The sequence below is a fragment of the Knoellia subterranea KCTC 19937 genome (assembly GCF_000768685.1).
Taxonomy (GTDB): Bacteria; Actinomycetota; Actinomycetes; order Actinomycetales; family Dermatophilaceae; genus Knoellia; species Knoellia subterranea.
This window is the reverse complement of the sequence record NZ_AVPK01000003.1, coordinates 65,791-92,356: the sequence shown is the minus strand read 5'-3', so window position 1 is coordinate 92,356 and position 26,566 is coordinate 65,791. Positions and strand designations below refer to the sequence as shown.

The window sequence follows — 26,566 nt, the reverse complement described above, 5'->3', positions numbered from 1 at the left end:
CCTGGTCCGCGGGCTGGGGGCCAACCGCGTCATCGACTACCGGAGCGAGGACTTCACCCGCCTCGACGACCGCTTCGACGTTGTCATCGATGCGGTCGGCAAGAGCACCTTCGGCCGGTGTCGACGGTTGCTCGCACCGGGCGGCGTCTACATCTCGTCAGAGCTTGGGCCCGGGTGGCAGAACCTTCCGCTCGCCGCTGTGGGTTTGGCGACGCGGGGGCGGCGGCGGGTCGTCTTCCCCTATCCCGAGGAGGGGCAGCACGTCGTCGAGGCGATCCGCGACCTGCTGGCTTCGGGCGCCTTTCGTCCGGTGATCGACCGCTCGTATCCGCTCGACGACATCGTCGAGGCCCACCGCTACGTCGAGTCCGGGGTCAAGATCGGCAACGTCGTGGTGCGCCTCGACCGGGACTGACCCAGCGCTGCGCCCGTGACTCTGAGTCAGAGTCGTGACAGCGCGCGGACGATCAGTTGGTTGATGCTGACGTTCTCTTCCGCAGCTTCAACCGCGAGGCGTCGATGCAGGGTTTCACCAACTCGCAAGCTGAATTTTCCGGAGTACGTGCGCTCCGACAGCGGTTGAGGAATGTCTTCTCCCTCGGAATGCATGTCCTCGATCGTGTCGGCAATGAGTGCTTCCAAGCCTTCGAGGGCAGAGACCTGAGACTCCGCGAGCCAGGAGAGTGATGGAAACTCGATACAGGTCGCAACGAACTCCTGATCCTCGACGGACCAGGTGACGCGATACGTGTAGTGAGCGATGTCGGGCACTGCCATGGTCTCCATCAGTTGGCCTCCTTCTTGTCGATCGCGGCCAGACCTGCCGCACCTGATACGCCTTGGCGTTGCCATGGTCGTTCTGAATGTTGACCCTGGGATCACCGGGCCACGGAGTCTTGAAGACCTTCCATGATACCGCCCGCGGTACCAGTAGGATAGCTGTCGGGCGGTTGTCCGGCAGATACGAGGCCGGCCGAGTCAGAGAGGGCGTGCCATGGCCGTGCGGGGCCAGCGATCGAGACCCAGATCGGCCTCGTGCTCACGCACGCGGCGCAGCCCCTCACCCAGTTGCTCCGGTGGCACAGCGACGAAGCCGAGCCGTTCGTAATACGGCGCGTTCCACGGAACGCGCGTGAACGTCGTGAGTGTCACCACGGCATACCCCTGCGTTGTGGCCCATCGGGCCGCTTCGTCGATGAGTGCCCGACCGATTCGCTGCCCTGCGTATCCCGGGTCGACCGAAACCTGCTCGATGTGGCCCGCCCCGTCCACGACATCGGCGAGCAGGTAGCCCGCGATGTCTCCGTGGCCCTCGCGGTCACCGTCGTTGACGACCCACACGCAGGCGGCCCGCCCGTACATAGTCATCGAGCACCGCGCTGGGCAACGGCTCGTCATCGGCGATGGCGGCCATCCCCGATCGTCCGGAATCCAGCGCCGGCGGCACGCTCGATGTCGCGAAGTCGGGGGATGTCGTCATGGCGCGCGGATCTGATCACCTCCTCTGTGGCCACGTCGGACACGTCTCCGGTCGCGAGGCTTTCGGAGAGTCGTTACGTTCAACGCATGACTCGACTGCGCCTGCCCGCAACCCTTTTCGCCGCCGCAGCTCTGGCCCTGACGATGTCGGCCTGCGGCTCCGGCTCCGCGGAGGGCACGTCCACCCCGACCACCGGGTCGAGCGCGTCGCAACCATCCGACGCCAACTCCCCCGCACCGACGAACAGCGGAATCGTCCCGGAGAACACGTGGGCCGGAGTCGTCAAGAAGGCCGTTGCACCGCTCGCCGAGAAGTCCGACGAGGACGTGGTCGCCGCGGCCAAGAAGGTGTGTTCGACCTTCGAGGCCAACCCGGACGAGGCCACCGCCAAGGCGATCCTCACGGGGAACGAATCCGCGCTCGGCCTCGACCACACGCAGTCGGTCATCTTCGCGTCGGCTGCCGTGACGCACTTCTGCACCCCGCAGACCGAGGCCTGGACGAAGGCGTCGATCGGCTGACCCGCGACGCTCACTGGCGACCCGATCGTCCGCTCGATCACACACCCCACGAGAGGCGCAGAGCCACGGAAACCGACTCCCCGACGTGTGGGAGGATGACCCGGCGATGCGCCGGGACGCGCATCTCGGCTCCGCCAGGGGCCGCCCAGAACGAGCGTTGCAGGAGTGGGACGTGGCGGACAGCTTCCTTCGGGCATGGGCGCTGGGCCCGGCTCGCCGCGCCGAGGCCCTCCCGGACCAGGCCCTCCCGGATCGCGCCAACCCGTTGATGGCGCGGCCCGACCTGCCGTGGGCCAAGGCTGAGGGTGACGCACCTACCGACCCTGCCGCGGCCACCGCACCGGAGCAGCCCGGGGCCAGTCAGCCGCCGACCCAGCCGCCTGCCGCCCGGAAGGCCGCCCGCCGGGTCCCGGCCGCGACGCCGACACCCACTGCCACCGAAGCCGAGGCGACGATCCCCCGATCATCGCTCCCCGCGGCACGGCTCGCCCAGCGCGGTCCGGGCGCGACGGCGATCCCTTCGGTCCGCAATGCCGTCCGGGCTGCTGCCGCCCAGCAGGCCACGGGTCACCAGATTCCTGCTCCCGAGGCACCGACCCGGCCTGCCGCGGCGCCTCCTGCCCCTTCGGCTGCGGCCCCGGCACCTGCCGCCCCGACGGCCCCCGCTCCTTCGGTCGCGGCCCCGGCACCTGCCGCCCCGACGGCCCCCGCTCCTTCGGTCGCGGTCCCGACCCCTGCCGCCGCGACCCCTCCCGCCCCTTCAGTCGCGGCCCAGACCGCGCCGCCGGCACCAGCCACCGACAGGACAGAGCCCGCCATGAGCGTCGACCAATCCCTGCAGCAGCTCCTCGACATCGACGGTGCCATGGGCGCCGCGATCATCGACTCAGAGTCGGGCATGACCTTGGCCCAGGGCGGCGACCCCGGCTTCGACCTGGGCGTGGCGGCCGCAGGCAGCTCCAACGTCGTCCGCGCGCAGCTCGCGACGATGCACGACATCGGCAAGTCCGAGGCGATCGACGACATCATGATCACGCTGGACAACCAGTACCACCTGATCAACGTCCTCAACGGCGAGTCGACGAGCGGCCTGTTCGTCTACCTCGTGCTCAATCGCACCGGTGCCAACCTCGCGCTGGCCCGGTTCCGCCTCGCCAGCGTCGCCAAGGCCATCTCCCTCTGACCTCGGTCGAGTCCACACCTGACCTGTCGGGCAGGTGACGGGTCAGGCGCCGCGCGCCTGAGTCACCTGCAGTTCTCCGTATGCCGCGTAGTCCATGACGATGTCCTCGTTGACGTCCGAGGGGTCCAGGACCGCGACGACGCGTCCGCCGTGGACGACGGCGACGCGGTCACTCGTCGCGAGCAACTCTTCGACGTTGCTGGCGAAGAAGACGACTGACGTACCCGTATCGACGAGGTCTCGGATGAGACCGTGAACCCGGTCCTTGACGCCGACATCGACGCCACGAGTCGGGTGGTTGAGGACGATGACGTCGGCGCCGCTCGTCATGATCTCGGCGACGGACACCTTCTGGGCGTCACCGCCGGAGAGGCTGGTCAGGGGCCCCTGGATGTCGGAGGTGGAGAGCTCGAGACGGTGAGCCACTCCGACCGCATGACGCAGCCGTGCCAGCTCGCTCTCGCCATTGGCTCCCTTGGCGAGGAGGGTGGAGATCTTTTCGTCGCTCTGGACGGCGTTCGCTGGCAGGTAGCCGATGCGGTCACGCGCGTCGTGAAGGCTGCCGAGCTGCTCCCCATCGAAGGTGACGCCCGCGCTGGCGGAGGGGCGCACGCCCGCGATCGCCTCGACCAGCTCGTGGGCGCCGGACTCACGCAGGCCGACGACACCTAGGACCTCGCCGACGCGAACGTCGAGGTCGACCTCGGCGAGGCGGTTCCCCACGCTGAGGCCCTGCACGGACAGTCGAACGTCGCCGGCGGGTGGCCGCTCGCGACCGGCGAGGCTGCCGATGGGGCGCTCGAGCATCGCCTGCGCCAAGCCGTCGATCGTGGCTTCGCGGGAGTTCACGACCGAGACGACCGCACCCTGCCGCATGACGGCGACCCGGTCGGAGATCGCGACGACCTCCTCGAGGCGGTGAGCGACATAGAGGACGGCGCAACCCTGGTCGCGCAGGCGACGGGCCGCAGCGTGGAGCTGGACGATGTCGATCTCGTGGAGCATCGAGCTCGCCTCGTCGAAGACCACGAGCTGCGCCTCTTCGGCGAGCACGCGCAGGACCTCGACGATCGCCTGCTCGGCGGGGTCGAAGGTCTCGGTGAGCGCGTCGAGATCGACCTCGAACTGGGTGCGCTCCATGACGGCCCGAGCCGGCTCGAGCAGTTCCTCGTGGGGCCGACCCGCGAGGAACGTGTTGCGATACATCGCCTCGGCGACGGTCTGGCCGGAGGGTGTCTCGAAGTCCTGCTCGATGACGCTCACCCCGGCTGCACGTGCTGCCTCGATCGACTCGGGGCGATAGAACTCCCCGGCGAACTCGATCCGCCCGAGAGCGGGACGCAACAGGCCGCTGATCACCTGGATGAGGGTGGACTTGCCGGACCCGTTCTGCCCGATGAGCCCGACGATCTCGCCTCGGTGGATCGTCAGATCAACACCCTTGAGAACGTGTCGCACACCTCTGTATTGGTGCAAACCGGTCGCCTCGACCAGAACCTCCACTGCCCCTACCTTCGCTCGCGCCGTGATTGGCCCGAGACAGTGTGACATCCCCTCGGAGGTCACGAGTCCAGAGGCAGGACGTGGTGCCGAACCGTTACTCGAACAGGGCCTGGGTGAGCGCGTGCCACGTGATCGGGCCCACAATGCCGTCAGACGGGGGCGCGAACATCGACTGGAAGTTGCGGACGGCCCCGTCGGTCAACGGACCGAACGAGCCGTCAACCGTGAGACCACCGGGCACGAGGGTCTGGACGGCCTTGACCGCCTCGCCGGTCGAGCCGAGGCTGACGGTCACGATGAGGGCCGGCCAGTCGAGCTGGCCGACGGTCGTGCTGATGTACGTCGCCCTCAGGGTCTGCTGGAACGTGCGGATGGCGTTGCCACTCGCCGGACCGAAGATGCCGTCGGGTGCGATGGCATAACCCTTGGCGCGCAACAGGTGCTGCGCCGCGCGGACCCGCCAGTTGCTGACCCGCGTGGCGCCCTGCTTGACGAGCGGCCACGGTCGCGGACCCGGGCTCTGCGTGCTGAGGAACGACCACGTCTCGGGTCCAGCGGCGCCGTCCTGGGTCAGGCCCCAGTCGCGCTGGACGTCGGTGACGCGTTCGCGGGTGAGCGGTCCGTACGACCCGTCGACGTCGAGCGGGTCGAGCCCCGGCGACGACACGAGACCGAACTGCTGCACCGCCCTGACAGCGTCACCGGTGGACCCACTGCTCGTCGGGATGACGAGTCGCGACCACGTGTTCGGACCGACGATGCCGTCGGTGGTGAGTCCCTCGTCGGACTGGAAGTCCGTCACGGCGGCCTGGGTCGCCGGACCGAACGAGCCGTCAGCGGCAATGGCGTGCCCGTGGGCGCGCAAGAGGTACTGCAGACCCTTGACCGCCGCAGACACCGACCCCGATGAGGCCGTTCTCCACGGGTTGACGTTCATGACACGACTCCTGCCCCAGGGGACCTCACGGAAGGAGGCCTCTGCAGGACAGGAGGCGCCGGGCGTCAGCCAGATACGCGATCGGCGGAAGCGTCTCCGCCGCGGGGAGTCGCGAATTCCGTCCGGATGGCCTCGAGGTCCACGCGCAGTTGGCGGAGTCGCTCCGCGCCGATGAGTGCGCCGACCCGGCCCTCGATTTCCGGCCCCGTGGTCAACGGCGCACCATTCCCCGTCGCCAACGTCATCTGGGCCACAGGCTTCCGCCAGTCCTTCGACTGGATCGACCTGCCAATCCTCAACGAGGACGGCTGGCCGAGGGAACTGCGTGGCGTGGTCGAGGACGCCCCTGGTCTCTACCTGTGCGGCCTGAGCTTCCAGTACGCGTTCTCCAGCATGCTCGTGGCGGGCGTGGGACGCGACGCCGCGTACGTCGCGTCCCACCTCTCCGCTGCCATGGATCAGGCCACGTCGCGGCGTCTCGTCACCCAGACCGAGGCCAAGACGGCCACGAGGACATAGACCACCACGGTCACGAGTCCCCGCTCCCCCGACACGAGCGTCTGCACGCCGGGTGCAGCGTCCCCGCCGGGCGAAGCTGGCAGGACCGACCCGAGCAGCGACCCGGCATTGACGCCGGGCAGGACGTCACGCAGCCCCGCGAGCGAGGTGAGCGTCGACCGGGACACGGCGGTGATGAGGTTCTCGATGGCGAGGATCCACACGACCCCGAGGCCGATCGGCAACGCCACCGCGCGCAGCACGGACCCGAGGGCGGCACCGAGCGCGCCCCACATCGCGAGGATCGCCCAGCCGGAGCCGAGGCCCGACGCCACCGAACCCAGCGACGGCCACACGATCGCCTGACCCTCGACGAGGGCAACGATGACCCCCGATGCCGCACCGGTGAGGGCGAGCACGGCCACGCCGAACCCGACCGCCACGACGACGGTGAGCATCTGACCGAGAGCCACGACCGCGCCACTGGGGCGCTGCGTGAGCAGGGTCTTGAGCGTCCCGCCGGTGTGCTCGCTCCCGGTGACGAGAGCACCGAGCACGAGGGCGAGCGCACCGACGAAGACGGCGAACGCACCCACCGTGTTGGCGACGACCTCGGCCGGCATCATCCCGGCGAGCAGCTGGGCCTTGGTCGCACCCTCGGTGGCGAAGTCGCTGCTCGCATCGCCGCGGTAGGCGAAGTACGGGATGACGTAGGCGAAGACCTGGTTGAGGGCGACGCCCGTCCCGAGCAGCACCCAGGCGGCAGGGCGCCGAGCGAGCTTGCCCAGCTCGGCGCGGGTCGCCGCGCCGAGCCCGACGAGCGGTGAACGGCTGATGGTGGTGCGTGCGGCGGGTGCCGCGGTGGCGGTGCTCATGATGACCTCCCGGCCAGTTCGGGCTCGCGGGAGTCGGCTCCCGTGAGGTCGAAGAAGATGTCTTCCAGGTCGCGCTCGGTGCGGCGCAGACCCGTGAGGGCGACTCCCGCGCCGACGAGCGCTGCCGCAACCGATGCCGTATGCCGGGTGCTCACGTCCACGATCAACGCGCCTTCCGCGTCACGCACCGACGCGACCTCCGGAAGCTGCTCGAGCGTGCGGCGGGCAACGTCGCGCGGGTGAGCCATGACCTCGAGGTCGGACTGTCCGCGCAGTTCCTCCACGGCCGCATCGGCGACGATCCGGCCGTTGTTGATGACGGCGACGCGCGAGCAGATCTGCTGCACCTCGCTCATGAGGTGGCTGGACAGGATGACGGTGCGACCCTCCCGGCCGAGGTTCTGCACGAGGGCGCGCATGTCACGCATCCCCTGCGGGTCAAGGCCGTTCGTCGGCTCGTCGAGGATGACGAGCTCGGGGTCCTTGAGCAGTGCGGCCGCAACACCGAGTCGCTGCTTCATGCCGAGCGAGTACTTCGCGAACTTGTCGTCGGCCCGGTCGGTCAACCCGACCGTCTCGAGAGCGGGCGCGATCGCGGAACGGGACACACCGGCATACCGGGCAATGATCTCGAGGTTGGAGCGACCGGAAAGGTACGGGTACAGACCCGGCCCCTCGATGAGAGCGCCGACGCGCGCGAGCGCCCCGGGGTCGCCGGGCGCCCGTCCGAGGACGAGCGCCCGACCCGACGTCGGCGAGACGAGACCGAGCAGCATGCGCAGGGTCGTCGTCTTGCCGGCGCCGTTCGGGCCGAGGAAGCCGAAGACCTCCCCGGACCGGACCTCGAGGCTCACGCCGTCGACGGCGGTGATGTCGCCGTAGCGCTTCGTGAGGTTCTCGACGGAGACGACGGAAGTCATGACGGCTGACCTCGGCGAAGGACGGCGCGACGGGCCTCGTACTCCTGCTCGTCGATCTCACCGGCCGCGAACCGCTCGGCCAGCTTCGACTCACCGTCGCGAATGCCATCCGCGGCGTGGAAGTGACGCCAGCGACGCATGCCGAAGAAGCGGAACGACGCGATGACGCCGACGATGAGGATGAGCCAGAGGAACGGGAAGGTCGGCCACCAGGGACCGGGGCCGTTCCAGTTGCCGTCGTGGACGGGGAGGGTGGCGGCGGCGGTGAGGAGGGTGTTCATGTGGACTCCTTGGCTGGTGGATCCCGGGTGGATCCGACACCACCGATCCTTCGGTTTCGGCGCTCTCACCGAATCCCCCAGCGGGCGACACCTGCGGGCCTCCCCCGGGCGTAGGGGTCAACCCCGAGAAACCCCGAGTGGAACTGTGTGGTCAGGCCTGGGTCCAGCCGGGTCGGACCAGCCCCGACTCGTAGGCGAGGACGACGAGTTGGGCCCGGTCGCGGGCGTGCAGCTTCACCATCGCGCGGCTCACGTGCGTCTTGGCCGTCGCGGGAGAGACGACGAGCCGGGCCGCGATCTCGTCGTTGTTGAGACCTTCTCCGACGAGACCGACGATCTCCCGCTCGCGATCCGTCAACAGGTCGAGCTGTCTGGCGGCGGGCAGGCTCGTGTCCCTGCTGCGAGAGGCGAATTCGCCGATGAGCCGACGGGTGACACCCGGTGACAGGAGCGCGTCCCCCTCGGCCACGGCACGCACACCGCGGAGCAGTTCGGTGGGTTCGGTGTCCTTGACGAGGAAGCCGCTGGCTCCGATGCGGACCGCTTCGAAGACGTATTCGTTCAGGTCGAACGTCGTGAGGATGACGACCTTCGTCGCAGCGAGCGCCTCGTCCGCGGCGATGAGTCGGGTGGCCTCGAGACCGTCGGTGCCGGGCATCCGGATGTCCATGAGCACGACATCCGGCGACAGCGTGCGGACGAGCTCGACCGCCTCCGCGCCGTCGCCCGCCTCGCCCACGACCTCGATGTCCTCCTCGGCGTCGAGCAGGGCACGCAGTCCGGCGCGAAGCAGCACTTGATCATCGGCCAGCACGACCCGAATCACGACGAACTCCCCTCTGCCAGTGGGAAGTTCGCGCGCACCTGCAGTCCGCCCAGCGGAGACGGATCGAGCGCCACGGTCCCTCCGAGTGCATGCGCACGCTCGCGCATCCCCGAGATCCCATTGCCCTCAATGAGAGTCGCCGGATCCGGACCGTGCCCGTTGTCCTCGATCGTCACCGTGAGATCCGTGTCGTGATCGAGGGTGACCGTTGCGTGGGTTGCATAGGCGTGGCGCACGACGTTCGTGATCGCCTCCTGGACGATCCGGTATGCCGCGAGGTCGACCGCCGCCGGCAGCTCGCGTTGGGCGCCCAGCCGCTTCACCGTGATGTCGAGACCTGCTGCGCGGCTGCGGCTGACGAGGTCGCCCAGAGCGGCGAGTCGCACGGTCGGCGCGCGGGGAGCCGGCGCGTGATCGGAGCGCAGAACGTCCACGAGAGAACGCAATTCGGCCAGGGCCTCCCCGCTCGCGTCACGGATTGCGCGCAGCGCGGGCTCGACATGTTCGGGCTTCTCTCGCTCACCGAGGTGGAGCGCGACGCCGGCCTGGACGTTGATGAGCGACATGTGGTGGGCGACGACGTCGTGCAACTCCTGCGCGATGAGGAGGCGTTCCTCCCCTTCACGCCGGGCGAGCGCCTCGCGGCGAGCAGCCCAGGCCGCCGCCGCGCGGTCCCGACGCCCGCGCACGACCTCCGCGACCGCGAAGGCGACGATGAGCCACGCGACGAATCCACCGACGCCACCCCACGAGCCCTGACGATCGGTGTCGAGCCCGCGCACGAGTTGACCCGCGATCGGGAGCAGCGCGGATCCCCAGGCGAGCCATCGACGACCGCGAGATACGGCGATGATCGTGAGGACGGCATACGAGGCAAAGATCGGACCATAGGGGTAGCCGAGGGCGAGCCAGACTCCCATCGCTGCAGCGGCCACCGGCAGGGCGTAGGTGAGCCAGCGGCGCGAGAGGGCGACCCCGACGGGTCCGACGAGCAGAAGGGCGATCGCGAGGGCATCGAGCGGCCGCGCATCCGTCTGCCCCTGGGCGGCGCCGAAGCTCCCGCCAATCTGGAAGACCGCGAGGATCAGCGGACCGACCACCCACGCGATCGGCGGGACGCGACGCGGCGGTCCCGACATCCGCGCATCGGGGTCCCAGGGCATGCACCCAGCCTAGGGATCGAAGGCAGGTGGGAGCGCCCAGCGAGGGGAGGCAGTGCGACTACTCCCCCGGGAGTACGAGCCACTTCTTGCCCTCGCGGGACACGCGGTCGCGAGTCCGACGGGGGTGAACTTCTGCGCCGGTCGCGCGACCGGCGCAGCGGTTGGTGACCGGCGCTCGCATACCGACGCCGGTCGTCAACATGAGCGCCGGTCGCGCGACCGGCGCTCATCAGCTCCAGTCGAGGACGACCTTGCCGCACTCACCGGAGCGGGCGACCTCGAAGCCCTTCGCCCACTCCTCGGCGGGGAAGCGGTGCGTGATGACGGACTGCACGGCCTCGCGCAGCTCAGGGCTGGTGGCGAGCATCGAGCCCATGAGGTACCAGGTCTCGAACATCTCGCGGCCATAGATCCCGCGGATCGTGATCATGTGCGTGATGACCCGGCCCCAGTCGATCGGGTACGGGTCCTTCGGCAGTCCGAGCATCGCGACGCGAGCGCCGTGGTTGAGGTTGGCGAGCATGTCCTCAACGGCCCTGGGCGCGCCGGACATCTCGAGGCCGATGTCGAAGCCCTCGAGCATCCCGAGCTGCTTCTGCGCCCACGCGAGGTCCTCGCCGCGGCTGACGTTGACGCACAGGTCGGCTCCGGCGCCCTTGGCGAGGTCGAGACGTTGGTCGCTCATGTCGGTGACCGCGATGCGGCGGGCGCCTGCGTGGCGCGCGATGGCGACGGCCATGACACCGATGGGCCCGGCACCGGTGACGACGACGTCCTCGCCCACGACCGGCCACTGCAGGGCAGTGTGCGTGGCATTGCCGAGCGGATCGAAGATCGCACCGAGGTCGGGGTCGAGGTCGGCCGGCTGTACCCAGGCGTTCATCGCGGGGATGACGACGTAGTCCGCGAACGCACCGTCGCGGTTGACGCCCACGCCGACGGTCTTGATGCAGAGGTGGCGACGACCGGCACGGCAGTTGCGGCAGTTGCCGCAGATGAGGTGACCCTCGCCCGAGACGCGGTCACCGACCGTGATGTGGTCCACGCGCTTGCCGACCTCGACGACCTCGCCATAGAACTCGTGCCCGATGACCTGCGGCACGGAGACGACGGAGGCCGCCCAGTCGTCCCACTGCTCGAGGTGGAGGTCGGTGCCGCAGAGGCCCGCTCGCAGCACGCGGATCTTGACGTCGCTGTCACCGCACTCCGGCTCGGGGACGTCGATGAGTTCGAGGCCGGGCCCGGCGGTGGTCTTCACAAGTGCTCGCACGGCGCCCATCATGCCGGTGCGAGGGGTGGGTCAGACAACCACCCGATGGGGGCGTCAGCCGGACTCGGCCACGAGCCAGCCAGCGGTGTCGGTGCGCACACCCTCACGCCCGGCGAGCAGGCGCAGCGTGGTCTCGAGGGTGCCTACTGCGGACTCCCCCGCGACGGCCACCCACTCGGCGCGGAGGTCATCGAGGACGGCTCCGGACAACGTGACCAGGTCGACGCCACGAGCGGTGAGCCGCAACGCTTTTCGTCTCGCGTCGCGCTCATCGGGGACGGTCTCGACGTAGCCCATCGAGAGAAGCTGGTCGACGGTCTTGCTCGCGGCCTGCTTGCTCACCCCCGTTGCCCGACCCAGGTCAGACGCGGTCGTCGCGCCGTGCGAGATCGCCTGCACCGCGAAGCCGATCGCCGGCCTCAGGTCCGGGTGCCCGCGCTCGGCGAGGCGCCGGTGCATCTCGTCGATGAGCTGGCGGAATCCGCCGAGCAGCAGCAGCGGCAACTCGTGTCCGGCCATGTGCGATACCTCCAGCGATCGACAACAGGGTTGACGATACTGGATACTCAATGGTCAACTAGGTTGACGATCTGCTGCGCCGGGCCCCGAAGTCTCGGCCGCCCGTCCCCGTTCTCGCCACGACACCAAGGACCCCGCCATGACACTCACCTTTCCCGACCACACCACGGAGACCGCACCCGCCGAGGCCGCCCCGACTCTCAAGCGCGTAGCCGCCGCGTTCGGCGGAACGCTGCCCACCGCCGTCGCCCGGATGGCCGAGGCCCCGCAGCTGCTCGACGCCTTCCTCACGACGAGCCGCCTCTTCCAGGGCAGCACCCTCACCACGCTCGAACAGGAGGTCCTCATCCTCACCGTCGCCGTCCGCAACGGCTGCGACGTCTGCATCGAGATGCACGCCGCCACCCTTCGCCGCCTCGGGCACGCGGACCTCGAGCCCGCTCTCCGCGCCGACCTCCCGCTCGACGACGCGAGACTCGCCGCCCTCCAACGCTTCACCCACGACGTCATGGACCACACGGGTGCCGTCCCCGACGCGCTCCAGAACGCCTTCGCCGCAGCGGGATTCACGCCGCGACAGGCACTCGAGGTCGTCCTGGGCGTCGGCGCCTACACCCTGTCGACCTACGCCAATCGCCTCACCGGAGCCTGACCGGGGCTGGCTGAACAAGGGAAACAGTTCCCGAGCAAGAGAACAGTTCCCTTGCTCGGGAACCGTTTAGCGGGGGCCCCGTAAATGGGGAGGCGGATGGGTATGCCGGCCGGGCGACCGTTCGTCGCGCCTCACCTGCCGCTCGCCGTACCGCCCATCGCGGGCCCGGGCCATCGAACGAACCCCGCCACCCGCCCGGCGAGCGGGCATCGCCAAGGGGCGCGGACGGCATACCGAAGCATCGACAGTATGCGGAGACCCGGCTGTTCCCTGAGCTGACCGGGGACCGACCCCACTGGAGGTGCACCCGTGAGCAACGACGCTCGCACCCTGCGCGACGAGGATCCCTACGTCGCAATGCAGTCCACGGACGAATTCCAGGAGCTGCGCCGCAAGTTCCGCGGCTTCGTCTTCCCCATGACGGCGTTCTTCCTCGTCTGGTACTTCGTCTACGTTCTGCTGTCGATCTTCGCGCCCGGGTTCATGGGCACCAAGGTCTTCGGCAACATCACCGTCGGCCTGTTCTTCGGGCTCGGCCAGTTCGTCACGACGTTCGCCATCACGTTCATCTATGCCCGGTGGGCCAACCGTGAGCTCGACCCGCTGGCGGACGCCCTCGGCTCGAAGCTCGACGGCGACAAGGAGCACTGAAAATGGCTGCCATCGCCCTCCCTTCGGCTCTCCCCACTGAGGCCGCAACCTCCGTCGGCTCCCCCGCCCTCAACATCGCGATCTTCGCCGGCTTCGTCCTCGTGACGCTCGTCGTCATCGTCAAGATCGCCCGCGGCAACAAGACCGCCGGCGAGTTCTACACCGCGAGTGGCGGCTTCTCCGGTCGTCAGAACGGTGTCGCCATCGCCGGCGACTACCTCTCGGCCGCGAGCTTCCTCGGCATCGCCGGCGCCATCGCCCTCCAGGGCTACGACGGCTTCCTCTACTCGATCGGCTTCCTCGTCGCGTGGCTCGTCGCGCTGCTGCTCGTCGCCGAGCTCATGCGCAACACGGGTCGCCTCACGATGGCCGACGTGCTGAGCTACCGCCTCAAGCAGCGCCCGGTCCGCATCGCCACCGCCGTGTCGGTCCTCTGCGTGTCGTTCTTCTACCTGCTGGCCCAGATGGCCGGAGCCGGTGGCCTCGTGTCGCTGCTCCTCGGCGTCTCCGGTGAGGCCGCCCAGAACCTGGTCATCGCCATCGTCGGCATCGTCATGATCACCTACGTCCTCATCGGCGGCATGCGTGGCACGACCTGGGTGCAGATCATCAAGGCCGTCCTCCTCATCGCGGCCACGGCGATCATGACCGTCTGGGTGCTCGGCAAGTACGGCTTCAACCTGTCCGGCCTCTTCGACGCCGCGATCGAGAAGAACCCCAAGGTCGGCGAGAAGCTTCTCGAGCCCGGCGTGAAGTACGGCCTCAACACGACGACGAAGATCGACTTCATCTCGCTGTCGCTCGCCCTCGTCCTCGGCACCGCCGGTCTGCCGCACGTGCTCCAGCGCTTCTACACGGTCCCGACGAGCAAGCAGGCCCGCAAGTCGGTCGAGTGGGCCATCTGGCTCATCGGCGGCTTCTACCTGCTGACCCTCGTCGTCGGCTACGGCGCCGGCGCGCTCGTCGGTTCGGCCGAGATCAACGCCGCACCGGGCAAGGCCAACTCGGCCGCACCGCTGCTCGCGTTCCACCTCGGCGGCAGCACGTTCCTCGGCATCGTGTCCGGCATCGCGTTCGCCACGATCCTCGCCGTCGTCGCCGGTCTGACGATCACGGCGTCGGCGACCTTCGCGCACGACATCTACAAGGAGGTCATCAAGCGCGGTGACACGACCAACGAGAACGAGGTCAAGGTGGCCCGCATCGCCGCCATCGTCATCGGTGCGGTCGCGATCCTCGGTGGCATGTTCGCCAAGAGCCAGAACATCGCGTTCCTCGTGGCCCTCGCCTTCGCCGTCGCGGCGTCGGCGAACCTGCCGACGATTCTCTACTCGCTGTTCTGGAAGCGCTTCAACACCCGTGGCGCGCTCTGGTCGATCTACGGCGGTCTCATCTCGACGATCGGCCTGATCATCTTCAGCCCTGTCGTGTCGGGCAAGGCCCCGCTCGTCGAGGGCGGCCCCTCCCCGTCGATGATCACCAACCCGAACATCGACTTCTCATGGTTCCCGCTCGACAACCCGGGCCTCGTGACGATCCCGCTGGCGTTCTTCCTCGGCTGGCTCGGCACGGTCACGAGCCAGGAGCACAACGCCCAGAAGTACGCGGAGATGGAGGTCCGCTCGCTCACCGGCCACGGTGTCGCGAAGGCTCTCGACCACTGATCCACTCGCCTCGTGTGCCCCAGCGGTCCCTTTCCGGGACCGCTGGGGCACACGACGTTGTGAGGGGTATGCCGTCCGCTCGCCGTGCGCCGACGGGGTACGGAGTCGGTTCTCCTATATGTCAATATCCATATTTGGGTATATTCTAGCTGCATGGCCACGCACGAGACACTCCAACGGCGCCTTCAGGCGTTGATGGAGGCTGCCGGTTTCAACCGGAGTCAGGCGGCATATGCGCTCGGGTGCACCCCGTCTCGACTTGGGGACTATCTGGCTGGGCGGACCGTCCCGTCTGCCATGGTTCTCCTCGACCTTGAGGAGGCAGCGGAACAGGCCCGAAATCGCACCTGGATGCGGGCCGCAGACGTCATCGATGCCGTCGCCACCTCTGACGAGACCGATCCGATGTGGGCCCTGCGAATGTTGCTTCAGGGACGCGACCAGTCGCTCGCCCTGAGCAGCCCCGCCCGTCGGGCCATCTGGGCGACGGGCTCTCCACAGCGGCGATTGGCTGGCCCGTGGAAGACCCTGACCCACACCCTCCTGCGCGAGGCGGCCAACGACGGGCGACCCGTTCCCAAGTGGCTGGCTGCCCCGATGCCGTTGCGTGAACCTTGGGCCCCCTTGCCCTTGAGGACGGGGCGACCCTTGGACGAGGGCCTCGCCAGGCTCGGGATCGAGATCAACGAGCGCGATCTGGTGACCGCATGACCTTCGACTTCGACGCGGTACGCATCCGGCAACTGCTGGACGAGCTCGACCAACGCCTTCGCAGCGCGGGGATCGCGGCCACTGTCTACGTCGTCGGAGGGGCTGCGATATCGCTACACCTTCCGAATAGCGACCGCCCGACCCAGGACATCGACGGCATCACGACCGAGAGTCGGGTGGCCGAGATCGTCGCGCACATGGCTCACGAACTGGGCTTGCCGGAGGGATGGCTCAACGGAGCAGCGCGCCCCTTCCTGCCGCCGTTGCCTGCCGATGCCCTCGCGCCGCCCGAGCACCCCGGACTGCGAGTTCAATTGGCATCGCTCGAGCAACTGCTCGCGATGAAGTTGGCGGCAGGTCGCGCGCGCGACCGAGCGGACATCGTCGCGTTGGCGGCGGCACTGGAGGTGGACGCGGAGGAAGCGATTCAGCTGACGCTCGATGCATATGGCGTTGGTGGGCTCGAGCCACTCACGACGTTGGAGGACGTTGTTTCCGACGCGCACGCCTTGATACCCGGCCGACAGCAACCAGGTTGATCGGCGGAAGGGGGCCTTGCGCAGGGCTTGGCGACGGCGCTGGACACCATCTGTGATGAGTGAAGACAGGCGCCTTTGTCGGCTCTCGTGTATCTGGCCCGGCACTCGGTCCTCCTGACCTGTCAACCGGGGCGGGCGGCATACGCGTCTTCCCTGTGACCGCACCACACGAGGAGGACACCATGAACCGCACCACCCTTCGCCGCAGCGCCGCCGCCCTCGCACTGGGCCTCGCCGCCGCCACCGCACCTGCCGCCATCGGCGCCACCACTGCTTCCGCCGCGCCGTACTGCGGCATCACCTGGGGCTCGCTCGCAAAGTCCTCGTCCACGATGAAGGCCACGACGCTCACGGGGGTGCGAGCAGGTCGACACGCGTGCTTCGACCGGCTCGTCATCGACCACCGTGGCTCGGCCACCGGCTACGACGTGCGCTACGTCAGCGTCGTCACGCAGGACGGATCGGGATTCCCGGTGCCGGTTGCCGGTGGCGCGGCGATCCAGGTCGTCGACCGGGCAGCGCGCTACACGACGGCGCCGGCCATGCCGAACGTCACGGGCTACACGACCTTCCGGCAGGTGAAGTGGGCCGGGTCGTTCGAGGGCCAGTCCACCGTCGCGCTCGGCGTCCGAGCCCGGCTCCCCTTCCGCGTCTTCACGCTCAACGACACCGCGACCGGCACGAGCCGGCTCGTCATCGACGTCGCCCACAAGTGGTGAAGTTCGACTGAATTGCCCGTTTGGGCGCGTCTCGGAGCGGCGAACCACCGCCCGGAACCGCCCAAACGGGCAACCAGTCGAAGTCGAGCAGAGGTCAGTCGGACGCAGCCTCGACGAGCCCGCGGTCGACCGCCTCGGCCCGCAGCTTCGCGGCCGAGTCGTCGTCGACCGTCTCGAAGAAGCTGCCCACGACGTCCTCGAGCTGGTCGAGCGAGGCGGCGCAGAACAGCACCGGCTGGTACTGCGTGATGTCGTAGTTGAGCGTCCCCATGTCGGCGAGGTCGAGGGCGCGCAGCTCCATGTGCGCGAACTCGTCCATCTCGCCGTAGCTCGACAGGATGCCGGCGCCGTAGGCCTTGACCTCACCGTGCTCGCGCATGACGCCGAACTCCATGGAGAACCAGAACACGTCGGCGATGAACTTCATCGCGTCGTCGGTCTCGACCCGCAGCGACGCCTTGCCGGCAGCCTCGGTGATGCGCGCGAATCGCGGTGAGGCGAGCTGGTTTCCGTGTCCGATGACCTCGTGGATGATGTCGGGCTCGGGGGTGTAGAGCGGCTCGGAGCCGTGGCGCAGGTACTGCGTCGAGTTGAAGGTCCGCGACCCCAGGTCGCCGTAGAAGTCGCGCAGCGGCACGAGCCCGGGCGCGGCAATGTAGGACCAACCGGTCAGCGGCTGAAGCCGCTCGGTGACCTCGTGCAGCTGAGGCACATGCTCGGTCGGCAGACGCAGCGCGTGCTTGGCGGCGAGGTACTCGCTGTGCGCGTACTTCTCGTGCTTCGGTGCGAGCTGGTGACTCACGGTCCGCCAGATCTCGTGCTCGGTCTCGGTGTAGTCGATGACCGGGATCGGCTCCCCACGCGTCCACGACAGCGCGGCTCCGGCGATCTCGCCGCGGCGCTGGAGGTAGTGCTCGTCATTGCGGCCCGGGTGGTTGTCACTCAGGTGAACTTCGACGGTGCCGTCCTCGTGCCGGGTCACGGGCGAGTACAGCTGACCTTCTTCGAACATGGCCCACTTCCTTGTAGGTCGTTGTGTGACCTCAGTGCAGCATGAAGCTGGACAGAGTGGAACCGTTGCCGAACACACTGGGCACAGAGTGCACGTTCAGACCATCGTGGGAACCGGCATACGGTGCACTTTGCCCACTTCGTGGGCTGACGGGGTATGCCGTCCGCTCGCCTCCGTCAGGAAGCGGTCGCCTTGCGGGTGAGCCGGGTTCGTGACGTCCAGGCCACCCGGGCCGCGACGAACACGACGGCCAGGACGGCTGCGAGCCAGATCCACCCGGTGTAGGCGCGAAGGGCCGTCTCGGCGAGGTCGAGCCAGTGGGCACGCAGGTGGTCGACGAAGCCCCGAGCCACGACCCTGGCCGCCTCGACCGGGCCGGAGCCGGCGAGCCCGGGCCGGAGCTTCGACCAGCCGACGTGCAGACCGATCGCGATCAACACCGCGAACAGCCAGGTGAGGATGACTCGCACGACGGCGAAGATCGTGGGGGCGACCCGATCCTTCGTGGCCGCCCAGAACGGCAGGGCCACGGCGATGGCGAGTACGACCCCACGCCCCCACGTCGCCGGCGACAACCCGGCCACCATGCCGAGGTAGGCCGCGACGGCGACCGGACCACGCGGCGCGCGGGCACCGACCCAGAGTCCGAGCAACATGCCCAGACCGGCGAGCGCGGCGAGCACCGGCCGCCCACCCTTGAGCAGGTCGCCCGAACCGTCGCTGAGCAGCCAGGCTGCGACGGTCAGGCCGAACGCGATCCCGAACCTCGGCCACGGCGAGGACACCAACGCCGCCACGACCGATGCGCCGACGAGGCAGCCGAGGAAGACCGTGCTGCCGAGCGCAGCCACCCCCTGGCTCGAATCACCCGCGAGCGGCAGGTGCATCCAGTCGGCGCGCCCCGAGAACGCGGTCGGCCACCACAGAGCTGCCGCGAGAACCATGGCCACCACCGGCCACGCCTTGGCCGCGAGCGCCGACCAGTCGCGCGTCGTCGGGTCGGTCGTCAGGTCGGTCGGCGAGCCGGTCGGTGAGCCGGCGGGGGCCTGTGGTGTCGCCGGGGGTGCCGCTGCGGCTGACGGCGCACCCTCGCCTGCGCCGGCTCCTGCGCTGGCCCGCGGTGACTCAACTCGCGTGTAGACCTCGCCCGCGTCGTGCGTGACGTCAGGAGTGGCATCCGGGGTAAATGTGTCGCCCATGGGACGCGAGGTTACTGCGGGTCGGGAGCGGACGGCATACCTTGTGCCGTTGATCGCAGGCCTCCGGAAGGTGACGGCCACCCGTTGGTCGCACCGCCCGTCGCAGGGCACCTGCCTCCCGGCGACGAATGTGTGGACCGGTGTTGATGCGCCGCCGCCGACAGGGTTGGGTGGGACCAGTGCGTGCGCTGCATCACACCGCGCCTTTCGTGGCACGACCCCGAACCCTGCGGCGCACGATCCCCGATGACGAGGAGCCCTGAAGTGACCGACGAGAACCTCTCCAGCCACCTGGCCGAGCTCGACCTCTCCCCCAGCCCCGAGCTCGCCGCGCAGGCCAACGGCAAGGAAGACCTCTACGCCGAGGCCGAGGCGGACCACGAGGCCTTCTGGGCGCGTCAGGCCCGCGAGCGCCTCACGTGGAGCAAGGACTTCGACCAGACGCTCGACTGGAGCGAGGCTCCCTTCGCGAAGTGGTACCTCGGCGGTGAGCTCAACGTCGCCGTCAACTGCGTCGACCGCCACGTCGAGGCGGGCAACGGCGACCGCGTCGCGATCCACTTCGAGAGCGAAGGCGGCGAGACGCGGACGATCACGTATGCCGACCTGCTGGCCGACGTGTCCCGCGCGGCGAACGCTCTGGCCGAGTTGGGCGTGAAGAAGGGCGACCGCGTCGCGATCTACCTGCCGATGATCCCGGAGGCGATCGCGACGATGCTCGCGTGTGCCCGCCTCGGCGCCCCGCACTCGGTGATCTTCGGTGGCTTCTCGGCGGAGGCCCTGCGCACCCGCATCAACGACGCCGAGGCGCGCGTTGTCGTCACGGCCGACGGCCAGTGGCGTCGCGGCAAGCCCGCACCGCTGAAGCCCGCGGTGGACGAGGCCCTCGCCGGTGGCGACACCCCGGTCGAGAGGGTGCTCGTCGTCAAGCGCACCGAGTCCGAGGTCGAGTGGACCGAGGGCCGTGACATCTGGTGGCACGACCTCGTCGACGGCCAGAGCCCCGAGCACGCGGCCGAGCCGATGGACTCCGAGCACCCGCTCTTCATCCTCTACACGTCGGGCACCACGGGGAAGCCGAAGGGCATCTTCCACACGACGGGTGGCTACCTCACCCAGGCGGCGTACACGAACTCCGTCGTCCACGACGTGCACCCGGAGTCCGACGTCTACTGGTGCACCGCCGACATCGGCTGGGTGACCGGTCACTCCTACATCGTCTACGGGCCGCTCGCGAACGGCGCGACGCAGGTGCTGTACGAAGGGACGCCGGACACTCCGCACCAGGGCCGCTGGTGGGAGATCGTGCAGAAGTACAAGGTGTCGATCCTCTACACGGCGCCGACCGCGATCCGCACGTTCATGAAGTGGGGCGAGGACATCCCCGCGAAGTTCGACCTCTCCTCGATCCGCGTCCTCGGCTCGGTCGGTGAGCCGATCAACCCCGAGGCCTGGCTCTGGTACCGCAAGAACATCGGCGGCGACAGGGCCCCCATCGTCGACACGTGGTGGCAGACCGAGACGGGCGCGATCATGATCAGCCCGCTGCCCGGTGTGACGACACTCGAGCCCGGCTCGGCCCAGCGCCCGATCCCCGGCATCAGCGCCGAGATCCTCGACGACGAGGGTCAGCCGTTCACCGAGGCCGAGAAGGTCGGCTACCTCGTCCTCACCAAGCCGTGGCCGTCGATGCTCCGCGGCATCTGGGGCGACCCGGAGCGCTACAAGGAGACGTACTGGAGCCGCTTCGGCGACAAGTACTACTTCGCCGGTGACGGTGCGAAGTACGACGCCAAGGGCAACATCTGGCTCCTCGGCCGCGTCGACGACGTCATGAACGTCTCGGGCCACCGCCTCTCCACAGCCGAGATCGAGTCGGCCCTCGTGTCGCATCCGTCCGTGGCCGAGGCGGCGGTCGTCGGCGCGTCGGACGAGACCACTGGTCAGGCCGTCGTCGCCTTCGTGATCCTCCGGGGAGGGGCGGAGGACCACGGTGACGACACGGTCCAGGAGCTGCGCAACCACGTCGCCAAGGAGATCGGCCCGATCGCCAAACCGCGCCAGATCATGGTCGTGCCCGAGCTGCCCAAGACCCGCTCCGGCAAGATCATGCGCCGCCTCCTCAAGGACGTCGCCGAGAACCGCGAAATCGGTGACGTCACCACCCTGGCCGACTCGTCTGTCATGTCGCTCATCCAGCAGGGCCTCGGCTCCGGCAAGGAGGACTGAACCGTCAGCAGCCTTGGCGCACAGGTCTTTTCGCCCTTGCGCCCCTATGTCGCCGGTGACCAGGCAGCGTTGTACGACGTCTGCCTGCTCACCGGCGATTCCGGTTCCGATGCAAGCAGCCTGTATGCCGTCCCGAGACTTCTCGGGGACGTGTACGTCGGTCCCTACGTCGCCTTCGAACCCGAGTTGGCGACTGTCCTCGACGACGGCGCTGGTGACGGCGTGGGCGGCTATCTGTTGGGGTGCCTCGACACGCGGGCGTTCGAGGCACGGTGCGAGGCGGAGTGGTGGCCAGTCCTGAGGGAGGACCACCCGCTCGGGTCGGCGCCTGACGAGAGCGCCGATGCGCGGCTGGTGGCGCTGATCCACTCACCCCCGATTGCGCCGGATCACGTTGTGGCACGACACCCCTCGCACCTGCACATCGACCTGCTGCCTCAGTGGCAGGGTGGCGGCTGGGGCCGCCGCCTCATGGAACGGCTGCTCGCGCAGCTCACCGAGGCGGGGTCGCCGGGAGTGCACCTCGGCGTCGGACGGGCCAACCTGCGCGCGATCGGCTTCTACGAGCGGCTCGGGTTCACCGTCCTCGACGACACCTCACCCGACGCCCTCTTCCTCGGCCTGTCCCTCTCCCACTGATCAGTGCAGGGTCAGGCGACTTCGTGCCCCATACGAACTCGGTCGGTCGACCGAAAGGCACCCTTCGTCGTGTCCGTGTGGGGCACGAAGTCGGGGAGTGGCGTGGTGGGCATCGGGTCCCAGATGCCGCGGCGAATCCAGCTCTCCCGCAACACATCTGGCCGATCCGTGATGATGCCGTCGACGCCCGCGTCGAGGAGACGGTCCATGAGTCCGGGTTCGTCGACCGTCCAGACGATGATGCGTATGCCGTGTGCGTGCGCCTTGTCGACGAGGCGGTCGACGAAGACCGGGACCCGGCCCAGTGAGACGGGGACGTGCGCGAACTCGGCTGTCCGCACCCACCGGGGCGCGTTGACGCCCGCCCGGGCGCACGAGATCAGCGTCGTCAGCGAACGCCAGCCGAGTGCCGTGTGGGCGTGCGGCGCAAGCTCGCGCAGACGCCGTAGCCAGCCGTCCCAGGCGCCGGCCACGCAGACCCGCTCCCCCACCGAACGCTGGGCCAGCACGCGGGCCATGGGTTCGATCGCCGCACCCTCCTTCATGTCCACGGTGAAGCGCGCGTCCGGGAACGCCTCGAGCGCCTCCGTCAGCGTGACGATCGGTTCGCCCCCGACACCGAGCCGACGCAGCTCGGCCATCGTGCGGTGACGGACCGGCCCGCGCGCACTCGTGACGCGGTCGAGGGTTTCGTCGTGGAAGCAGGCGAGCTGGCCGTCGCGGGTCAACCGGACATCGGTCTCGAGGTAGCGGATCCCCAGAGCGGTGGCCCGACCGAATGCCGCCAACGTGTTCTCGGGTGCGAGTCCGGCACCGCCACGGTGGGCGATGGCGAGCGGGCCGACCTGCGAGGGGTACGCCATGCCAACCATGCTCCCGAGGCGAGGTGGACCACGGGTGGCGGGCACACGGCATACAGGCGTCTGTTCACCCACAGTTCGCGGTGAGCGAACCGCGAGTGGCCGCCCGTAGAATGGATGTTGGTGAGCCGGGAAGTCTGGTCGGCAGTTCTGCCATCGACCCCGAAAGGGCCACATGACCACGCGCACTCCCACCGACCGCCTCTTCCGTCGCCCGACCTGGACCGAGACGCAGGTCGTCGCCAAGGCGTTGCGCACCGAGACCGTCGGTGGCGCCGTGTTGCTGCTTGCCGCCGTCGTCGCCCTCGTGTGGGCGAACTCGCCGTGGCGAGAGTCGTATTCGACGCTGCGCGACACGCATGTCGGCTACGAACCGTGGCACCTCGACCTGTCGCTCGGGCACTGGGCCGCCGACGGGCTGCTGGCGATCTTCTTCTTCGTCGCCGGGCTCGAGGTCAAGCGTGAGTTCCTCGTCGGCGACCTGCGCACCCCGGCGAAGGCGGCGGTGCCGGTCGTTGCCGCGGCATGTGGCGTGGCCGTGCCGGCGCTCGTGTTCGCGGGGACGGTCCTCGTGGCGGGCGACAGCGCCGGTCTGCGTGGTTGGGCAATCCCGACGGCCACGGACATCGCGTTCGCTCTCGCGGTGCTCGCCGTCATCGGGTCCCACTTGCCGTCGGGACTGCGCTCGTTCCTGTTGACGCTGGCCGTCGTCGACGACCTCATCGCCATCACGATCATCGCGATCTTCTACACGGACTCCCTCTCCGTACTGCCGCTCGTGCTGGCGCTGGTTCCGCTCGCGGCCTTCGCGTTCCTCGTGCAGCGGCGGATCGTCGTGTGGTGGCTGCTCGTGCCGCTGGCGTTCGTGACCTGGGCGCTCGTGCACGCGTCGGGTATCCACGCCACGGTGGCCGGTGTGCTGTTGGGCCTGGCGGTGCCGGTGCGGCCGCGGGAGCACGTCCCGGCGGTCTCGACGCTGCCCGCCGAGACCGATGTGGCCGAGCGGCTGGAGCACCGGTTGCGGCCGCTGTCGGCCGGTTTCGCGGTGCCGGTGTTCGCGTTCTTCGCGTCCGGCGTGACGATCGTGGGTGGCGGTTTCGGTGACGCGCTGCGCGACCCAGTCGCCATCGGCATCGTCTTGGCCCTCGTGGTGGGCAAGCTCGTTGGCGTCCTCGGAAGCACCTTTGCCATGGCCCGGTTCACTCGCGCCGAGCTCGACGACGACCTGGCCTGGAGTGACGTCGTGGGACTGTCGCTCCTCACCGGAATCGGGTTCACGGTGTCGCTGCTCGTCGGTGAGCTCGCCTTCGGTGCGGGCTCGGACCGGGACGCCCACGCCAAGCTCGCAGTCATCGTCGCCTCGGTCCTGGCGGCCCTGCTGGCCTCGGTGGTGCTGCGCCGCCGCGACGCGGTCTATCGGCGGATCCGGCACGAGGACTCGGTCGATGCCGACGCCGACGGCATCCCCGACGCCTTCCAGGATCCCCGGCCCACGTCACCCTGACCTCCGTCCCGAAGTCGCCCATTCCTCCCCTCCTCGACCGTCCCGAACTCACCCAATTCCCGGGTTGGGGACCGTCCCCAACCCGGGAATTGGGTGACTTCGGGACGACAGCGGGAGGTGAGTTGTCCGACGTGCCGCGAGCGGACGGCATACGGATCGGTAAGGTCGGTTCAGTCGCCCGAAACCCTCCCGACCTGCGAAGGTGAGCAGCATGACAAGCGGAACCCCCGAGCGGACCATCGGCCAGCTCGTCGCCGATGCCACCCACGACGTGCAGGGCATCGTGCGCAGCGAGATCGCCCTGGCCAAGGCCGAGGTCTCCGCGGGTGCCAAGGTCATGGGCAAGGGCGCCGGACTCCTCGGTGGAGCCGCGTTCATCGCACTGCTCGGGCTGATCTTCCTCTTCCACACCCTCGCCCAGGTCATCGCGATCTGGCTGCCGGTGTGGGCGGGCTACCTCATCGTCACCGTGCTGATGTTCGTCGTGGCCGGCGTCCTCGGGCTGCTCGGCAAGAACGCCCTCACCAAGGCCAAGCCGGTGCCGAAGCGCGCCATCGCCGAGGCCGAGCAGACCATCGCCAGCCTCAAGGGCTGAACCGACCGGCGTCGCTCGACGTCAGCGGTTGCGCGCCCAGTCCGCGAGGACGTGTTCCGGAATGGGTCGCTCGACGCTCTCGTCCCAGGGGACGTTGAGTTCGGCGAGCTCGAACGCCCCGTTGAGCAACAGCGCCGTGAAACCCCACACGAACAACCCGCCAGCCTCGAACCCCGGCCCGCGATAGCCCGACGGGTGCGCCACGGTGAACCGGTTCGCCGGGTCGAGCAACTCGTCGAGACGCACGCGCTCGACCCGCTCCACCTCACCGGGGTCGACGACGCGCACCTCACCGGGCACCGGCCACCAGCCGAGGACCGGCGTCACCGAGTTGTCGCTCGGCATGAGGAAGAGCTCGGGCAGCTCACCGACGACGTCCACGCTGTCGGGCTCGACCCCGACCTCTTCTTCGGCTTCGCGCAGTGCGGCATCGACCACGCCGGCGTCGGTCGGATCGACGCGACCGCCGGGGAAGGAGACCTGACCGGGGTGCGAGCGGAGTTCGCGCGAGCGCGCGGTCAGCACCACATCGGTTCCGCCGTCCTCTGTCGGGCCGAAGAGCATGAGCACGGCGGACCGGCGGCCTACCTCGCCCGGCGGGGCAAAGCGTGCGAACGCCTCCGGCTCCTCGTCGGCGAGGTTGCTGAAGACCTGCGCCATCCACTGCGGACGGGGTATGCCGTCCGGTCCGGTCGCGTTGCCCCCTCGCCCGCGCTCACCGGCGCCTTCACCCGCTGGCGTCACAGTGACCCCTCGGCCGGAATGGGCCCGGGTGGCGGGTCGGGGAGAACGGCACCGGGGGCGAGTTCGTACTTGAGCAGCTTGAGCGCCTTGGCCGGGTCCGTCTCACCCTCGCCGTAGCTCGGACACCACCGGGCAACGGGGCACGCCCCACACGCGGGCTTGCGGGCGTGGCAGGTCCGGCGTCCGTGGAAGATGAGGACGTGGCTGAGCATGACCCAGTCCTTGCGCGGGAAGAGCGCGCCGACCTCATGCTCGACCTTGACCGGGTCCGTCTCGACGGTCCAGCCGAAGCGACGCGCCAGCCGGCCGAAGTGCGTGTCCACCGTGATGCCCGGCACCCCGAACGCGTTGCCGAGCACGACATTCGCCGTCTTGCGCCCCACCCCGGGCAGTGTGACGAGGTCCTTGAGCCGCCGCGGGACCTCGCCCTTGAACCTCTCCACCAGCGCCTGGCTCAGCGTGATCGTCGAGTTCGTCTTGGCCCGGAAGAAGCCCGTCGGCTTGAGCACGGCCTCCATCTCGGCGCGGTCGGCACCAGCGAGCGCCTCCGCCGTGGGCCAGCGCTCGAACAGCACCGGCGTCACCTTGTTGACCATGACGTCCGTCGTCTGGGCCGAGAGCACGGTCGCCACGAGCAGTTGCAGCGGCGTCTCGAAGTCGAGTTCGGCGTGCGCGTAGGGATAGCGCTCGACGAGCGCGCGGTAGGTCTTGCGCGCCCGGCGCGTGCGTGCGACAGGCGACTCAACGGCATACACATCGGCAGGTGAAGCGGAGGGGGCAGGCACGCACGCCACCCTACGGCGCGACACCGACTGAGCCCGCCGTGCGGCCAAGGGACGCCGTGGACCCGGTCCACATGGCACACTGTGGCC

At 69.0% G+C, this 26,566-nt stretch carries 30 protein-coding genes; 14 read left to right on the top strand and 16 right to left on the bottom strand.

The window, feature by feature from the left end:
• The first annotated feature begins 1 nt into the window (after position 1).
• Positions 2–415 carry a zinc-binding dehydrogenase gene (locus N803_RS18690; RefSeq protein ID WP_211253480.1) on the top strand — a complete coding sequence of 138 codons (414 nt, stop codon included), beginning with the start codon at positions 2–4 and terminating at the stop codon, positions 413–415.
• Between the two features lie 26 nt (positions 416–441).
• Here N803_RS18690 and N803_RS06465 read toward each other — a convergent pair whose 3' ends face one another.
• The gene (locus tag N803_RS06465; protein ID WP_211253466.1) at positions 442–786 is read right to left on the bottom strand and encodes a type II toxin-antitoxin system HicB family antitoxin; all 345 of its coding nucleotides are present in this window, start codon (positions 784–786) and stop codon (positions 442–444) included.
• A gap of 192 nt (positions 787–978) precedes the next feature.
• The gene (locus tag N803_RS06460; protein ID WP_245617055.1) at positions 979–1,368 is read right to left on the bottom strand and encodes a GNAT family N-acetyltransferase; all 390 of its coding nucleotides are present in this window, start codon (positions 1,366–1,368) and stop codon (positions 979–981) included.
• 198 nt (positions 1,369–1,566) lie between these two features.
• On the opposite strand from N803_RS06460, the gene N803_RS06455 reads away from it, so the two are divergent.
• On the top strand, positions 1,567–2,001 hold the full coding sequence (locus tag N803_RS06455; protein ID WP_035903595.1) for a DUF732 domain-containing protein: 435 nt from the start codon (positions 1,567–1,569) through the stop codon (positions 1,999–2,001).
• 172 nt (positions 2,002–2,173) lie between these two features.
• Positions 2,174–3,184, top strand: coding sequence for a hypothetical protein (locus N803_RS18845; RefSeq protein WP_245617054.1), 1,011 nt, complete (start codon positions 2,174–2,176; stop codon positions 3,182–3,184).
• A 42-nt stretch (positions 3,185–3,226) separates the two neighbouring features.
• On the opposite strand, the gene N803_RS06440 is transcribed toward N803_RS18845, so the two are convergent.
• The gene (locus tag N803_RS06440) at positions 3,227–4,642 is read right to left on the bottom strand and encodes an ATP-binding cassette domain-containing protein (RefSeq protein WP_169743056.1); all 1,416 of its coding nucleotides are present in this window, start codon (positions 4,640–4,642) and stop codon (positions 3,227–3,229) included.
• 139 nt (positions 4,643–4,781) lie between these two features.
• A complete protein-coding gene (locus tag N803_RS17385) occupies positions 4,782–5,624 on the bottom strand; it encodes a peptidoglycan-binding domain-containing protein (RefSeq protein ID WP_052111935.1) in 843 nt (280 codons plus the stop codon).
• 171 nt (positions 5,625–5,795) lie between these two features.
• Here N803_RS17385 and N803_RS06425 point away from each other — a divergent pair, with 171 nt between their 5' ends.
• Positions 5,796–6,143 carry an NAD(P)/FAD-dependent oxidoreductase gene (locus N803_RS06425; protein ID WP_211253465.1) on the top strand — a complete coding sequence of 116 codons (348 nt, stop codon included), beginning with the start codon at positions 5,796–5,798 and terminating at the stop codon, positions 6,141–6,143.
• On the opposite strand, the gene N803_RS06420 is transcribed toward N803_RS06425, so the two are convergent.
• The 7 genes from N803_RS06420 to N803_RS06390 form a co-directional block, all read right to left on the bottom strand.
• Positions 6,083–6,997 carry an ABC-2 transporter permease gene (locus N803_RS06420; protein ID WP_052111933.1) on the bottom strand — a complete coding sequence of 305 codons (915 nt, stop codon included), beginning with the start codon at positions 6,995–6,997 and terminating at the stop codon, positions 6,083–6,085. The genes N803_RS06425 and N803_RS06420 overlap by 61 nt on opposite strands.
• On the bottom strand, positions 6,994–7,917 hold the full coding sequence (locus N803_RS06415; RefSeq protein WP_035903586.1) for an ABC transporter ATP-binding protein: 924 nt from the start codon (positions 7,915–7,917) through the stop codon (positions 6,994–6,996). The genes N803_RS06420 and N803_RS06415 overlap by 4 nt, the downstream gene beginning before the upstream one ends.
• A complete protein-coding gene (locus N803_RS18840) occupies positions 7,914–8,198 on the bottom strand; it encodes an SHOCT domain-containing protein (RefSeq protein ID WP_052111931.1) in 285 nt (94 codons plus the stop codon). The genes N803_RS06415 and N803_RS18840 overlap by 4 nt, the downstream gene beginning before the upstream one ends.
• Positions 8,199–8,349: 151 nt before the next feature.
• On the bottom strand, positions 8,350–9,024 hold the full coding sequence (locus N803_RS06405) for a response regulator (protein ID WP_035903583.1): 675 nt from the start codon (positions 9,022–9,024) through the stop codon (positions 8,350–8,352).
• Complete coding sequence (locus N803_RS06400; RefSeq protein WP_084764154.1) at positions 9,021–10,187, bottom strand: sensor histidine kinase; 1,167 nt, start codon at positions 10,185–10,187, stop codon at positions 9,021–9,023. The genes N803_RS06405 and N803_RS06400 overlap by 4 nt, the downstream gene beginning before the upstream one ends.
• A gap of 229 nt (positions 10,188–10,416) precedes the next feature.
• A complete protein-coding gene (tdh, locus tag N803_RS06395; protein ID WP_035903937.1) occupies positions 10,417–11,457 on the bottom strand; it encodes an L-threonine 3-dehydrogenase in 1,041 nt (346 codons plus the stop codon).
• Positions 11,458–11,511: 54 nt separating this feature from the next.
• A complete protein-coding gene (locus N803_RS06390; RefSeq protein ID WP_035903573.1) occupies positions 11,512–11,976 on the bottom strand; it encodes a MarR family winged helix-turn-helix transcriptional regulator in 465 nt (154 codons plus the stop codon).
• Between the two features lie 139 nt (positions 11,977–12,115).
• Here N803_RS06390 and N803_RS06385 point away from each other — a divergent pair, with 139 nt between their 5' ends.
• The 6 genes from N803_RS06385 (at position 12,116) to N803_RS06360 (ending at position 16,912) form a co-directional block, all read left to right on the top strand.
• Positions 12,116–12,628 carry a carboxymuconolactone decarboxylase family protein gene (locus N803_RS06385; RefSeq protein ID WP_035903569.1) on the top strand — a complete coding sequence of 171 codons (513 nt, stop codon included), beginning with the start codon at positions 12,116–12,118 and terminating at the stop codon, positions 12,626–12,628.
• A gap of 309 nt (positions 12,629–12,937) precedes the next feature.
• Complete coding sequence (locus tag N803_RS06380) at positions 12,938–13,279, top strand: DUF485 domain-containing protein (protein WP_035903567.1); 342 nt, start codon at positions 12,938–12,940, stop codon at positions 13,277–13,279.
• Positions 13,280–13,281: 2 nt separating this feature from the next.
• Complete coding sequence (locus N803_RS06375; protein ID WP_035903564.1) at positions 13,282–14,943, top strand: solute symporter family protein; 1,662 nt, start codon at positions 13,282–13,284, stop codon at positions 14,941–14,943.
• Positions 14,944–15,096: 153 nt separating this feature from the next.
• A complete protein-coding gene (locus N803_RS06370; RefSeq protein ID WP_035903562.1) occupies positions 15,097–15,654 on the top strand; it encodes a helix-turn-helix domain-containing protein in 558 nt (185 codons plus the stop codon).
• Positions 15,651–16,193 (top strand): DUF6036 family nucleotidyltransferase, encoded by a 543-nt coding sequence (locus N803_RS17380; RefSeq protein ID WP_052111928.1) that lies wholly within the window; start codon positions 15,651–15,653, stop codon positions 16,191–16,193. The genes N803_RS06370 and N803_RS17380 overlap by 4 nt, the downstream gene beginning before the upstream one ends.
• Before the next feature lie 182 nt (positions 16,194–16,375).
• Entirely contained in the window at positions 16,376–16,912 is a 537-nt protein-coding gene (locus tag N803_RS06360) for an AMIN-like domain-containing (lipo)protein (RefSeq protein ID WP_052111926.1), read from the top strand.
• A 94-nt stretch (positions 16,913–17,006) separates the two neighbouring features.
• Here N803_RS06360 and N803_RS06355 read toward each other — a convergent pair whose 3' ends face one another.
• Both N803_RS06355 and N803_RS06350 read right to left on the bottom strand, forming a co-directional pair.
• Positions 17,007–17,924, bottom strand: a complete 918-nt coding sequence (locus tag N803_RS06355; RefSeq protein WP_035903559.1) for a phenylalanine 4-monooxygenase — start codon at positions 17,922–17,924, stop codon at positions 17,007–17,009.
• Positions 17,925–18,100: 176 nt separating this feature from the next.
• A complete protein-coding gene (locus N803_RS06350; RefSeq protein WP_035903557.1) occupies positions 18,101–19,123 on the bottom strand; it encodes a hypothetical protein in 1,023 nt (340 codons plus the stop codon).
• Between the two features lie 246 nt (positions 19,124–19,369).
• Between N803_RS06350 and acs the strand changes: the two genes are divergently transcribed.
• On the top strand, positions 19,370–21,352 hold the full coding sequence (acs, locus tag N803_RS06345; RefSeq protein ID WP_052111924.1) for an acetate--CoA ligase: 1,983 nt from the start codon (positions 19,370–19,372) through the stop codon (positions 21,350–21,352).
• A 36-nt stretch (positions 21,353–21,388) separates the two neighbouring features.
• Positions 21,389–21,991, top strand: a complete 603-nt coding sequence (locus tag N803_RS06340; RefSeq protein WP_035903552.1) for a GNAT family N-acetyltransferase — start codon at positions 21,389–21,391, stop codon at positions 21,989–21,991.
• An 11-nt stretch (positions 21,992–22,002) separates the two neighbouring features.
• On the opposite strand, the gene N803_RS06335 is transcribed toward N803_RS06340, so the two are convergent.
• Positions 22,003–22,854, bottom strand: coding sequence for a glycerophosphodiester phosphodiesterase family protein (locus N803_RS06335; RefSeq protein ID WP_245617053.1), 852 nt, complete (start codon positions 22,852–22,854; stop codon positions 22,003–22,005).
• Between the two features lie 172 nt (positions 22,855–23,026).
• Here N803_RS06335 and nhaA point away from each other — a divergent pair, with 172 nt between their 5' ends.
• Both nhaA and N803_RS06325 read left to right on the top strand, forming a co-directional pair.
• A complete protein-coding gene (gene nhaA / locus N803_RS06330) occupies positions 23,027–24,355 on the top strand; it encodes a Na+/H+ antiporter NhaA (RefSeq protein WP_035903550.1) in 1,329 nt (442 codons plus the stop codon).
• Between the two features lie 211 nt (positions 24,356–24,566).
• Positions 24,567–24,950, top strand: coding sequence for a phage holin family protein (locus tag N803_RS06325; protein WP_035903547.1), 384 nt, complete (start codon positions 24,567–24,569; stop codon positions 24,948–24,950).
• A 21-nt stretch (positions 24,951–24,971) separates the two neighbouring features.
• On the opposite strand, the gene N803_RS06320 is transcribed toward N803_RS06325, so the two are convergent.
• Positions 24,972–25,694 carry an NUDIX hydrolase gene (locus tag N803_RS06320; protein WP_342666682.1) on the bottom strand — a complete coding sequence of 241 codons (723 nt, stop codon included), beginning with the start codon at positions 25,692–25,694 and terminating at the stop codon, positions 24,972–24,974.
• A complete protein-coding gene (gene nth, locus N803_RS06315; RefSeq protein ID WP_035903541.1) occupies positions 25,691–26,479 on the bottom strand; it encodes an endonuclease III in 789 nt (262 codons plus the stop codon). Before nth ends, N803_RS06320 begins: the two co-directional genes overlap by 4 nt.
• Positions 26,480–26,566: the final 87 nt, after the last annotated feature.